Source organism: Enterococcus sp. (genome assembly GCF_022711995.1).
Classification (GTDB): domain Bacteria; phylum Bacillota; class Bacilli; order Lactobacillales; family Enterococcaceae; genus Enterococcus_D.
The window spans coordinates 1-12,548 of record NZ_JALAHI010000076.1 but is presented as its reverse complement, the minus strand read 5'-3'; the positions used below and the strand labels follow the sequence as shown (position 1 = coordinate 12,548).

General features: G+C 43.5%; 10 protein-coding genes and 1 riboswitch. Of the genes, 4 read left to right on the top strand and 6 right to left on the bottom strand.

All coding sequences use genetic code 11. From position 1 onward, the window contains the following. Positions 1 to 310, bottom strand: a 310-nt coding sequence (locus Q0A12_RS07520) for a GNAT family N-acetyltransferase (protein WP_291292047.1), incomplete at its 3' end; no start/stop codon positions are given. Between the two features lie 39 nt (positions 311 to 349). Next, a complete protein-coding gene (recQ, locus tag Q0A12_RS07515) occupies positions 350 to 2,116 on the bottom strand; it encodes a DNA helicase RecQ (RefSeq protein ID WP_291292046.1) in 1,767 nt (588 codons plus the stop codon). 153 nt (positions 2,117 to 2,269) lie between these two features. On the opposite strand from recQ, the gene Q0A12_RS07510 reads away from it, so the two are divergent. Further along, a complete protein-coding gene (locus Q0A12_RS07510) occupies positions 2,270 to 3,394 on the top strand; it encodes an FAD-dependent oxidoreductase (RefSeq protein WP_291292045.1) in 1,125 nt (374 codons plus the stop codon). Positions 3,395 to 3,568: 174 nt separating this feature from the next. Here the strand turns inward: Q0A12_RS07510 and Q0A12_RS07505 are convergent, their stop codons facing one another. After that, positions 3,569 to 5,392 carry a glucose PTS transporter subunit IIA gene (locus Q0A12_RS07505; protein ID WP_291292044.1) on the bottom strand — a complete coding sequence of 608 codons (1,824 nt, stop codon included), beginning with the start codon at positions 5,390 to 5,392 and terminating at the stop codon, positions 3,569 to 3,571. A gap of 285 nt (positions 5,393 to 5,677) precedes the next feature. Here Q0A12_RS07505 and Q0A12_RS07500 point away from each other — a divergent pair, with 285 nt between their 5' ends. After that, positions 5,678 to 6,877, top strand: coding sequence for an enolase C-terminal domain-like protein (locus tag Q0A12_RS07500; protein WP_291292043.1), 1,200 nt, complete (start codon positions 5,678 to 5,680; stop codon positions 6,875 to 6,877). Between the two features lie 100 nt (positions 6,878 to 6,977). Here the strand turns inward: Q0A12_RS07500 and Q0A12_RS07495 are convergent, their stop codons facing one another. The 3 genes from Q0A12_RS07495 to Q0A12_RS07485 form a co-directional block, all read right to left on the bottom strand. Beyond that, a complete protein-coding gene (locus tag Q0A12_RS07495; protein WP_291292042.1) occupies positions 6,978 to 7,685 on the bottom strand; it encodes a GntR family transcriptional regulator in 708 nt (235 codons plus the stop codon). Between the two features lie 538 nt (positions 7,686 to 8,223). Next, positions 8,224 to 9,231, bottom strand: a complete 1,008-nt coding sequence (locus Q0A12_RS07490; protein ID WP_291292041.1) for a plasmid pRiA4b ORF-3 family protein — start codon at positions 9,229 to 9,231, stop codon at positions 8,224 to 8,226. Positions 9,232 to 9,295: 64 nt separating this feature from the next. Then, positions 9,296 to 10,837: a zinc ABC transporter substrate-binding protein AdcA gene (locus Q0A12_RS07485; protein ID WP_291292040.1), complete on the bottom strand. Its 1,542-nt coding sequence runs from the start codon at positions 10,835 to 10,837 to the stop codon at positions 9,296 to 9,298. Positions 10,838 to 11,119: 282 nt separating this feature from the next. Further along, a riboswitch (TPP riboswitch) is annotated at positions 11,120 to 11,220 on the top strand. Between the two features lie 90 nt (positions 11,221 to 11,310). Between Q0A12_RS07485 and Q0A12_RS07480 the strand changes: the two genes are divergently transcribed. Together Q0A12_RS07480 and Q0A12_RS07475 are read left to right on the top strand one after the other, a co-directional pair. Beyond that, positions 11,311 to 11,922 (top strand): YkoF family thiamine/hydroxymethylpyrimidine-binding protein, encoded by a 612-nt coding sequence (locus tag Q0A12_RS07480; RefSeq protein ID WP_291292039.1) that lies wholly within the window; start codon positions 11,311 to 11,313, stop codon positions 11,920 to 11,922. Next, positions 11,915 to 12,517 (top strand): ECF transporter S component, encoded by a 603-nt coding sequence (locus tag Q0A12_RS07475; protein ID WP_291292038.1) that lies wholly within the window; start codon positions 11,915 to 11,917, stop codon positions 12,515 to 12,517. The genes Q0A12_RS07480 and Q0A12_RS07475 overlap by 8 nt, the downstream gene beginning before the upstream one ends. Positions 12,518 to 12,548: the final 31 nt, after the last annotated feature.

Sequence of the window (12,548 nt, the reverse complement as noted above, 5' to 3'; positions counted from 1 at the left end):
TTTCATCCGATTGGATTGAGGTCATACACATCCCATATCCTTGTTTCCGCATTTCTGCTTCCCATAGGGAGAGGAAGTGGCTTCCTCTCCCTTTCCTCTGCTGAGATTTCTTGATCACAAGCATGGTACAAAAGGGAATGGTATCCCAAAACAATTGGTAGCGAAGAATCCCCACAGGTTCTTCCTCATCGGTCAAGATCAATGCCTGTTGATCTTGGAACTTTTTTGCTAATCCTGCTTTTGTCAAATGATTGTCCAGCTCAAGCCAGAATGACGTATCACTTTTTTGCCCATAACAAATCTTCAGCATTTAAGTCCCTCCCTGTTTTTCCTGAATCGTAAAGCAGCATTATTTTTCTGCTGCTTCTCGGTATTCCTTTAATACAGCCAGAAATGCATCGCCGTATTTGTCTAACTTGTTTTGACCAACACCTTTGATCTGTAAAAACTCGATTGGCGTTTTTGGTTGGACTTCCGCAAGTTCCCGCAATGTCTTGTCTGAAAAGACAACATAGGGAGGCAAGTTTTGTTCTTGTGCGAGGGTCAATCGCAGGGAACGTAATTGGTCAAACAGTTCGTCATCGACGACCAGTTGACGGACTTTGGCTTGTTTCCGGTAAACTTTTGCCTTACCTAGAAGAACTTCCACTCCGGCAGCCGATACACTGAGCAAGGGGTATTGTCCTTCTGAAGGAACTAAGTAGCCGGAAGCGGTCAGATAGTCGATCAGTTGATTGACTTCTTTTTGTGACCAGTCTTTCAGCAAACCATAAGTGGGCAATTTCTCGAATCCCCATTGGGTGACTTTCTGATCTGCTGATCCGGTCAGCACTTTGCCTACTAATGCTTTGCCAAAACGCTCACCCATTCGTTTCACACAGGACAAGACTTTTTGCGTCTCTACGGTGATATCTACCTGTTCTCGTTCGTCTAGGCAATTGCTGCAGCGGCCACAATCTGGACCATCTTCTCCAAAGTAGCGTAATATATAGCGTTGCAGACACATTTGGGTGTGCCCATATTGACTCATTTCTCTCAATTTGAGGTATTCATTTTGACGATATTGGATATCGGATTCCGATTGATCAATAAAAAACTGCTGAATCTGTAAATCCTGCGGAGCATATAATAAAATGGCTTCACTCGGTTCCCCATCTCGTCCGGCCCGACCGGCTTCTTGATAGTAAGATTCTAAATTGCCAGGGATTTGGGCGTGGATCACAAAGCGCACATTGCTTTTATTGATTCCCATACCAAAAGCATTGGTTGCTACCATCACTTGAAGTCGATCAAACAGAAAATCTTCTTGGTTTTGCGTGCGTTCTTCTTCAGATAGTCCGCCATGATAACGGCCAGCACTGATGAATTGATGTTTCAATAAGCGATAGATGCGCTCGACTTCTTTGCGGGTGCTGGCATAAATGATGCCTGATTGGCCTTTGTTCATTTTTAAGTAGGTCAGCAAGTAAGTATCTTTCTGTTCTTTGATGACTTCAAAAGACAGATTCTCACGGGCAAAACCCGTTTTTACTTGGTTCTCTGGTGGAATCAGCAACAGGCGTTCAATGTCTTGGGCAACTTTTGGTGTTGCGGTCGCTGTCAATGCCACCACTGTTGGCTGTTGATCAAAACTGTGGATCGTTTCTGCTAAGCGTAAATAACTCGGACGAAAATCGTGTCCCCATTGTGAAATACAGTGGGCTTCATCCACAGCAAGAAGTGAGATCGGAACGTAGCGCAGCAATTCGCGAAAATGATCTGATTCCAAGCGTTCCGGTGCAACATACAGGAGCTTGATCTCTCCTTTTGATGCTTGTTTTAACCGTTGATTGATTTCCGGTGCGGATAACGTACTATTGATATAAGCAGCCGGGATGCCCATGTCATTTAGTGCATCGACTTGGTCTTTCATCAATGAGATCAACGGTGAAATAACTAATGTTAACCCATCCAACAATAATGCCGGAAGCTGATAACAAACCGATTTTCCCCCACCTGTCGGCATGATCCCTAAAACATTTTGATGAGTGAGAATGGCATTGATAATTGCTTCTTGCCCTTCCCGAAAGCTGGTATAACCGAATTTATCTTGTAAAACTTGATTGATTGTTTGCATAATATCCCCTTTTCCATGTCCATTATACGAGAAAATCCTGCTATTTGAAATGGGAACAAGTTGCGAAGCCTTTTTCAAAGGGCACCGCCAGTCTTTGATTTTTTAACAGGAATATGAAACAATGATTGAAACAAAAAAGGAGTTTGCAGTTTTATGGAAAAAATTGTAATTATCGGCGGCGGCATCATTGGGATGACCTTAGCCAATTATTTAGATACGACGAAATACCAAGTGACCGTAGTTGATGACCCTACAGGTCAAGCGACTAGAGCGAGTGCCGGGATTATTTCTCCCTGGCTTTCCAAACGGCGAAACAAGCGCTGGTATCAGCTAGCCAAAGATGGGGCTGCTTTTTTTGAAAAATTGGCCCAAGATTTCTCACTGACTCCTGATATTTATCAACGCTCAGGTACATTGATCATTCGTCCAGAAAATCAGTTATCAGCTTTAGCACAATTGGCGGAAGAACGACGACAGGCGGCACCGGAAATTGGCGAAGTCAGCTATCTTTCTCCGGAAGAAACCCAACAAGCTTTGCCTTTACTCAAACCACTGTCAGCTTTGAAGATTTCTGGAGGAGGCCGACTCGATGGCGCTGCTTATCTAACTTTTCTAGCAGAACGGGCCCGAAACAATGGTGTTGTTTTCATCCAAGGAAAGGCGACACTTCATAAAGAAAAAAACTGGGTAGTTACCACTGCTGATGAAAAGATTTTAGCAGATGCGGTTTGTCTAACAGCCGGACCGGGAATTGGGCAGCTGTTGGAAGACATCTACCAAGTCGATGTGCGACCGCAAAAAGGGCAGCTCCTCGCTTTTGAACTGCCGAAAACCACTGAATCTATGGACTGGCCAGTGGCGATGTTAGAAGGGGAAGGCGATTTGATTCCCTTTGCGAATGGAAAGATTCTTTTAGGTGCGACTCACGAAAATGATGGCGGTTGGGATCTGACTCCCACTGAAGCAGCGAAGCAGCAATTGCTGACTGGCATCGGCTCATTTTTGGCGGAACCCGACAAATTGTTTGCTGCACCAATGACGGTTCGGGTAGGAACGCGAGCCTATACTTCTGACTTCGCGCCCTTTTTTGGACCGCTTCCTAGTGAGCAAGGACTAGTGGTCGCTAGTGGACTGGGGTCTTCTGGATTAACCACCGGTCCCTATATCGGTTATTTACTGGCAGAACATTTCAACCAACACAGGACCTCTGACGAAAGTACAAAGCGCTTTGAACCTTACACGAAACCCCTATCCACCTATATTACTGAGAAAAAATGAGGCAAAAAAATCAGCGGGAAACAGCTAGATCCATGATCTAATTGTTTCTCGCTGATTGCATTGTTCCTGCGACAAGGTCGGTTCACAAAATCAGACTGCCGCTTTCAGGAAAAGAGAACAACGTTGTTTAAACGGTGTGGTGTTCACTTTTTTTGAGAATGGCTCATTTGCTTTTTAAGCGTTTAAGATCACCTTTTCTAATAGCGCACCGGCTTGATGATTTCCTTCCAAACCGACGGATCCTGAAAATTGTTGAACCCGATCCATATTGGTGATTAGGACGATGACCATCGTTTCTTTGCCTTGTGCTTCGATATAAGGTAAATCCATCGCTGCCAGCTTCGATTGCGGGGTTACTTGCTCTCCTACTTTTACAAATACCTCAAAACCTTTGCCATCGAGTGAAACGGTATCGATTCCCATATGAACAAGAATTTCCACACCGTTGGCTGTAGTGATTCCAATCGCATGTTTGGAAGGGAAAACCGAAGTGACTTCACCACTGACTGGCGCATAGATCTGACCGTCATTAGAGCGAATGGCATAGCCTTCCCCCATCATTTTTGTTGAAAACACTTCGTCGGGTACATCTTCCAATGGAATGTATTCACCTTGTGTCACTGCATGCAAATCAAGTTCGTTGGTAAAGGTTTCTGTTTCTGCTTGGTTTGGGACGAGGAAATAAGTCAGTGCAAATGAAGACCCAATCGCCAAGACAATACCTAAGATAGCATAGATAAAGTATTCGCCAATATAAGCTGGCAAACTAAAGATACTGGATAAAATATAGCCATAAATCCGTACACCGAAAAAGCTGATGAACGCTGAAGCAATGGAACTACCAATGGTGGCAGCTAAGAATGCTTTTTTGTATTTTGACAAAATCCCAAACAATGCCGGCTCTGTAATGCCCAACAGTCCTGAGATTGCTGAAGATAAAATGATCGATTTTTCTTCTTTGGATCGCACTTTAAAGTAGATCGCGGCAGTAGCACCAGTGATCGCCATATTTGCCATGAACATCATTGGCATCAACATATCATACCCTTGATTGGCAAAGTTTTGTAATGCGATTGGCGTCATGGCATGATGCAATCCGGTAAAGATGGCAATGGGACGAATAGCACCTACAACAATTCCTGCCAATACAGGAGAAATCGTAAACAAGCCAGCCACACCATCTGCCAGTAAATTGCCCAAATGAATACTGATTGGACCAATAACCGTTAGTGTGATCAGTCCCGCCACAAACAAGGAAATCGTTGGTGTAAAGACGGTTCGCAGAACTTGCGGCAGTACCTTATCTACCCAGCGATAGATGTAGCTCAATGCTAAAACAGCAAAAATAATTGGAATAACGGTCCCTGCATAGTTAAACACAGGAACGGGTAAAACCCCAAACAAGCGAAAAGCCGAAATATTGCCTTCAGCAACTGCATTCGTCATCGTGGGAAATTGAAGTGTTGCAGCAATGGCAATCGCCAAGTATTGATTGGTTTTGAAGATACGCGCAGCAGAAGCAGCAACAAAAAATGGCAAGAAGGTAAATACGCCACTGGCGATCATATCAATCACTAAATAAGTATCCGTTTGATTGGAAATCACATTTAAGGCAACCAATCCTGCCATCAATCCTTTGATCATCCCTGCCCCAGCAATTGCTGGAACGATCGGTCCGAATACACCAGAGACCGTATCCATAAATAACGAGACAGCACCTTTTTTCTCAGATGAGGCTTGGCTCGTTTCATCCAAATTCAGCTCTTTGGCTAATGGTCCATAATAATCTGCTACATCTGTACCGATCACTACTTGGAGCTGATTGCTCTGGTACTTCGTTCCTACCACTTTAGGTATTTTCTCTAACGCAAAATAATCCACTTTCTTTTCATCTTTCAAATCAAAACGAAGCCGTGTCATGCAGTGCCAAGCATTGTTGATATTCTCAGAACCACCAACATCTTTTATGATCTGTTTTACGATCTCTTCTTTCGTCATCAGTTTTTCCTCCTGTTGTTTGCTAACGGATTTGAGTCTTGAGGCGCCTTTCAAGTGGGTCCGTTTTCACACACATAGTAGCACGGCTTTATCCACTTGTAAAACCAGTCCTTTTTAATCAAAATCGATTAAAAACAGCTTTATATCAACGAAAAAACGGAAAAAATCTAAAAATTGGACTGGTTTTACGATACATATCGATATTTTATTGGACCAAATTGACAGCGGTTATTCTGCGTGGTTCAATGGCTATATCAACTAGAGAAGAAAATTGGAGTGAATAAAATGACACCAACGATCATCACCGACGTCAAGTCCTTTGCGATCAAGCCCGATCGTCATAACCTTGTCATCGTTAAAGTAGAAACCAACAAAGGGATTTCCGGACTGGGCTGCAGCACTTTTCAGTTTCGTCCGCTAGCAGTCAAAACAGTCGTCGACGAATATTTACGGCCCCTTTTACTGGGCAGAGACGCGAATCAGATCGAAGACATCTGGCAAGTCATGAATGTCAATTCTTATTGGCGCAATGGTCCCATCACTAATAATGCCATTTCAGGTGTGGATATGGCATTATGGGATATCAAGGGGCAGTTAGCTGATATGCCTCTGTATCAACTGCTGGGAGGAAAAGCAAGAACAGCGATTCCTGCTTATACCCATGCAGTCGCTGACAATTTAGAAGACCTGTATTGTGAGATCGATCGCTTTTTGGCAGCCGGCTATCGCTACATCCGTTGCCAGCTCGGTTTTTACGGGGGCAATCCTAGCCAATTGCAGACGCCCGAAAACCCGATTTCCGGCTCTTACTTTGATCAGACAGACTATATGGAAACCACGTTAAAAATGTTTGCGGCTATCAAAGAAAAATATGGCAATCAATTTCAAATGCTGCATGACGTGCATGAACGCCTTCACCCCAATCAAGCCATTCAATTTGCAAAAGCGGCCGAACCTTACCAACTCTTTTTCTTAGAAGACATTCTGCCGCCGGATCAAACTCACTGGCTGGCACAATTACGCAGTCAGTCAGCGACCCCTATTGCCACAGGAGAATTATTCAATAATCCCATGGAATGGCAAGAATTAGTCAAAAATCAGCAAATCGATTTCATGCGAGCACATGTGTCCCAGATTGGCGGGATCACACCAGCATTGAAACTGGCTCATTTTTGCGATGCGCTGGGGGTTCGCATTGCCTGGCACACCCCTTCTGATATCAGTCCGATGGGCTTGGCAGTCAACACCCATTTGAACATCCATCTGCATAATGCGGCCATCCAAGAAACCATCGAACTGCCGGCAAATACCCGATCCGTCTTTGGCGGCAGTCCCCAACCAAAAGAAGGCTTTTTCTATCCAATAGAAAAAAGCGGGATTGGTATTACTTTTGATGAAGCAGCAGCTGCTGAGTTTCCGGTTGTTTACCGTCCTCATGAATGGACACAAAGCAGAACCCCTGATGGTACATTGGTCACTCCCTAAATAGAAAAGATTGAAAACCGCAACGCGCTGACTCTGATTAGGGCTTTGCGGTTTTTTTGGCGAATAACTTCTCTTGAGCCTATTTGTATCAAAGCTGGTTTTAATCGATTCGTGAACGATGGATCTCCCGATCAAAAGGTCGAATGTAGGTCACGGCATAGTCAATCGCAACGATATTGCTGAATTCATAGACCCGTCCATCTTCCAAGATCGCCCGATTTGTAATTTGCATCGCTGGGGATCCCCGTTTACATAGCAAGATCGCCGACTGTGCCATTGACGTCGCGATTGGGGTATAACTACTGATGTAGTGGGAAATCCGATACCCGCAGCTCTCAACATAGCGTTGAATCGAATGTTCGACTACTTCTTGTGTGACATTCGGAAATAATCTTACTGGCAGTTTCGATGTTTCTAGCTGTTCAATCTTATAATTGACGATCCGCACCCGTTCAAAGGTCCAGACTTCTTCATGGTCTGCTAACTGAAAGATTTTCTGTTCATCTGGTGTAGCAGGGGCTTTGGTCAAAGAAATCATTTTGGAGTGGATCCGATCGTAAGGTGTTCGCGTGAGTGAATTAAAGATCATGGGATTTTTGACCCACTTCTCATGAATAAAGATCCCTGAGCCTTGGACCACACGAACGATGCCGATTTCTTCCAAATTTTTGATCGCTTGCTGGATCGTAAAGCGGGAAACGCCATAATTTTTGGCAAGCTCTCTTTGATTTGGCAATTTCCCTGCCGTAAATTCTTCCTGATAAATCTTACTTAGCAAATCTTGAACGATAAATTCACGTTTTTTCATAAAAACTCCCCTCCATCGGTTTTCAACTGATCATTAAAGTCGGCTGTAACAGTCTTCAGCAAAGAAGATCGTCTCCTATGCATGACATTGTGTCTACAAGCCCAGATGATCCCATCCGTTGGTACTGTCCATGGTATTTGGATCATGGATCCTGACCTTGCTTGAAGCGCTATTTCTGACAACTGATTTTTTTTAATCCCCGTTTCATCCTTTTAAAGGTTTTTGCTTTTGGTCTTCTTTAAGTAACCTTTTTAAGATCTATTGTACGCGAAAATCAGCTATCTGAATAGCAGAACTCAGAAGGAGAAAGTGGCATGACACTGCTGGTATTTTCTTTGGCAGACAATGAAGAGAACCCTTGCTTATGTCCCTGCTTTTTTGTCATTTATACCCAAAGAGATAGGAAGCCAAGTTTCATTCTGTCTTCGAAGCCGTGTTTAATGCTATGTTTGAACCCGTTATCGCAGAAAAAAAAGGGAGCCACGAACTGTTCTTCATGACACCCTTTGGATCAATGGTTATTCTTCAGAGAAAATGATCAGTCTGCCGTTTCGGATTCCCAAAACTCTTGCAGGTCCTGATTGATGGCTTCAAAATCCAATGGTTTTCGGGCCGCATCTTCAGGCAGATCTTCCTCGGGCACATCGCCAACGGCTTTTAGGCATGTCGGGGTGACGGTATCGCCTACTTCAGCAGCCGTCAACATTTTCTCAATTTTTATTTTGTGGGTCCAGTCGGCACCCATGTCGTAAATGTAGGTTAGAGATTGGCAAGTTTGAAAATCATGATCGATCACCAATGCATCTGTAGGTTCCGTATTCGGCACATCAATGGAATTGTTGCCGGCAAAGAACAGATACAAATGGGAATCTTGCCATTCAAATGCGATTTGAATCATGCTGTGCAGCTGTTCATAACTGATGCCTACAGGAATGAGCAACCGGCGCCAAATCGGTGGTTTGTAACCTTCCAAATCAATACGGATTTGGTAAGCCGCGATTTTTTCTGCGCTGGCTTCAGGAACTTTTTTTATTGGAAAAGGGACGATTTTTTGCGAACGTTGATTTTCGTAGGGATGTTCGATTGGAACTAAATCATGATCTTCCGGCTCGACATCGTGAAGCATCTCTAGCATGGCTGCTTTTTTCTCTGGAGACCAAAAATGTGGTTTTGACATCCGAGAGTAAAACACAGGCTGTTTTTCTGCAAGAACAAAGATGATTTCTTGGTACTGTTCTTTGGTGATGTGCTGTTCTTTATACATGCAATAATAAAAATCTTCAATCGCTAATTTAGCAAAAGGGAGGAAATCCAAATCATAAGGAATCTCATGAGGCAACATTTCCGTATAGACCCATTCAACAAACTCTTTGTCTGTCAGCATTCTTTTATTGGTCTTTTGTTCTGCACAAAAAATCAGATAAAAAACCGGATCTAAGTAATGATCTAGATCATCATTACTGACGACACTGGGACCGCCGAATAATGCGACATGATCCATCATACGATCAATGACTTTTGCTAATTTTTTCAATGTTTTTTCCAAAAAATACCGCTCCTTTCTATCAGTTTAACTTTGACGAAAAGAGCAGCGATTGTCAATCTTTTTTTTAATGAGCAAGCATTTCCTGTGCAATTTCTAATCCAGACAAATCTGTTGGATAGAAAGTTGGCCAATGATCCATTTCTGTCAGCAATTTCTCTTGACTTTCATTGCCAAAATAAAGATGAAAATGATGGGAATCGGTTGGTGCAATCGAGTGATCGCTAAATTGGATATATTTGAAGGCTGCATCGTTATCTTTTGATTCAAACAAATAGCGGACGCCGCGATTCCCCGCTTGGTAATCCAGAATCTTTTTGCCTGCATACTGGTAGTTTGCCTTCTTGGTTGTGCCATCATCAAAGGTAAACGCCATCGTATCTCCTGTGATGGTGATTTCTGCGACATCGGTTTGGTAGCCAGTCGTATAGTATGCTTTGTACTCTTTTGCCGTCATGCTTTTATTCTGTTTGGCTTTGTAGTCAAAAACTTGATCCAATGTGCCGTCTTTTAAGTATGGATAAACCGATTGCCACTGTCCTTCCCAATCTGAGAGTGAGCGATCTTGAACATCGGCGTCGTCGAAATAGCCATTGTAAACAGTCTTTTCTTTTTCTGTTTCTGTTTCCACTTCTTTTTCATTGGCTTGAGCGGTGGTGAGCATCAAAGCTTCTCGGTTTTGTTCCATGATGGAAATGTAGTCTTCCCCATTGTCCATCTGTTCCTGGGTCAATCCTTCCAGCGGATTCAACACAGCTAATTCCACCCCAGCTTCTGAAGCGAGTGTTTTAGCGATACTATCTTTGGCGTTCTCTTCAAAGTAAATCGTTTTGATCCCGGTATCTTCTACGAAATGCTTCAGTTCAGCGATGCGGGCAGCCGAAGGTTCTTCATTCGGCGACAGCCCAGCAATCGGCACTTGTGTCAATCCATATTCTAAAGCGAGGTAGCCAAACGCCGCATGTTGGGTGACAAAATGTTTTTGCTTGGCATTCTCAAATGCTGACCGATAAGAATCATCCAATGATTGTAATTTTTCTAAATAAGCCGCAGCATTTTTCTCAAAAGCTGCTTTCTTTTCTGGATACGCTGCGCTTAGCTGATCACGAATGCTTGCTACTTGCTTGATTGCCAGGCTTGGTGCGAGCCAGACATGGGGATCCAATTCATGAGAGTGCCCTTCTTCATGCTCGTGGTCGTGGTCATGATCGTGGTCTTCATTCCCCGGCAGCAATACCATCCCCTCCGTCGCTTTTACAACGGTAACATCGCCATCTTTCAATGTTGATTGGATGGCAGGTATCCACATTTCCATATTTTCATTATTATAAACAAAGACATCTGCTTCTTGGATTTTTGCCATATCTTTTGCCGATGGTTCATAGTCATGAGAATCGGTTCCTGCCGGCATCAATAATTCCACCGTGCCTTCGTTCCCCACCACATTCCGGGTGAAATCATACATGGGATAAAAACTTGCCACCACTTGAATCGTTGGCTCACTTGCTGTTTCTTTCTCTGTTCCTTTGTCTGGTTCCTTCGTTCCCCCACAAGCGGCTAATCCTAAAGCTAAAATCGAAAGACCTGTTATTTTAAAAAAATTCTTCATCTCTTTACCAGCACCCCTTTTTGATTTAGCAAAACGCAAATACCTCTTCCAAAACCCAGATATCCCTTGTTACGATTTACATTTACAAATCGTAACATTTACGTTTTACTTTCGATTAATTACTTTACACAAGAGAAAACTGTCTGTCAATACTAAATCACTCTGTTTTTTTATATGTATTGCCTTTCATATCAGCAATGATTCATTTGTTTTCTCAATCCACCTTCTGATTACTTGTTCTTCCCAAGGGTCTGTGCTACACTCAGGAAGTAATTGAATCGAATTATCCACTAGGGGCGCTTTATGCTGAGATAGACGTTTTGTCTGGTCCCTTTGAACCTGATTTGGTTAATACCAACGTAGGGAAGTGGTAGCGCAGCCTATTTCGCGTTCCCATTTTTCTGTCTACCTGTGGATAGAAAAGGAGGAACGCTTTTTTTGTAGACAGAAAATCATTCGAAAGGAAGAATACTATGGAAAATTGCTCAATGAATCAAATCGATATCACAGGATGCCGTGTCAGTCTTTATCCAATGAAAGATGATTTTGCCGCCAACATTCTCCGAAGCATCGAAGAGACCAATACTACCGCTGTTTGGCAACAGACAGATCTTTTCAGCACCCTCTACCGCGGTGAAGCAGCTAGCGTCATCGATGCGGCAGCAGCACTATTTATCAACGCCTATGACCCAGACACACATATGGTGGGTGAGTTCACCTTTTCAAAAGGCTGTCCGGGGGATCTGGCAGGCGATGCCTTTCTCAACGGCAAAAATGAACAGCCCAATCAACTGCAAATTAGCGAAAAAGGAACATTCATCGTTCATTGCAAATATTCTTTCTATGTCTTTGGACGTGAAAACTATATGGAGGAAATTGCGCATATCGTCTCATTAGCAGAAGAGATAGGGCTACAACCGCAATCCGCTCATTATGTAACACTATTAACTGGGACCGCCGCACAATTGTTCGCCTATTTTGAACGAGCATTGGCCTACGCTCACGAAAAGCTGCCCCATTATGTGCTTGAAGGAACCGTTTCGGTCAATAGTCCATCTTTGAAGGAGGATTCGTTCCATGGGTAAGTGGCAATTAAAGGATGTCATTATGGTGGGGATCGTTTCGCTGGTCTTTGGCGTCGTGTATTTGGGAGTCGTTCACTTGGGGGTGTTGCTGAGCACTTTACTCACACCTTTTGGCTTAGCTATTTTGGCAAACGAATTTCTCTTTGGCATCTGGTTTATGGCAGCCGCTTTTGCCGGTTACGTTCTAAGAAAACCTGGTGCCGCCACGATTACGGAAATGATTGCCGCTTTGTTGGAAGTTTTTATGGGGAATTTTTATGGTCCCATCATCTTTATTAGCGGTTTTCTGCAAGGAATCGGCACTGAGGCTGGTTTTGCGGCTTTTCGCTATCGAAAGTTCGGCTGGTATTCTTTGATTCTGGGGGCATTTGGCGCTACGGTCACCAGTTTTATTTGGGGTCTGATCCGTTCAAACTTTCTTGATTTGAAGTGGCAATTGCTGCTGACCATCTTTGTGATCCGTCTGCTTTCCGCTCTCTTTTTTTCAGCTGTCCTTGTTAAAGTGCTTTGTGATCATTTAGCAAAAATGTGTGTCTTGAATAGCTATCCGATTGCGCAACACTCTTCCTTCAAACAACGCCGTGGGAATGGATGAGCTTAACCCTCGATTCCTGCGTCTTTACTGT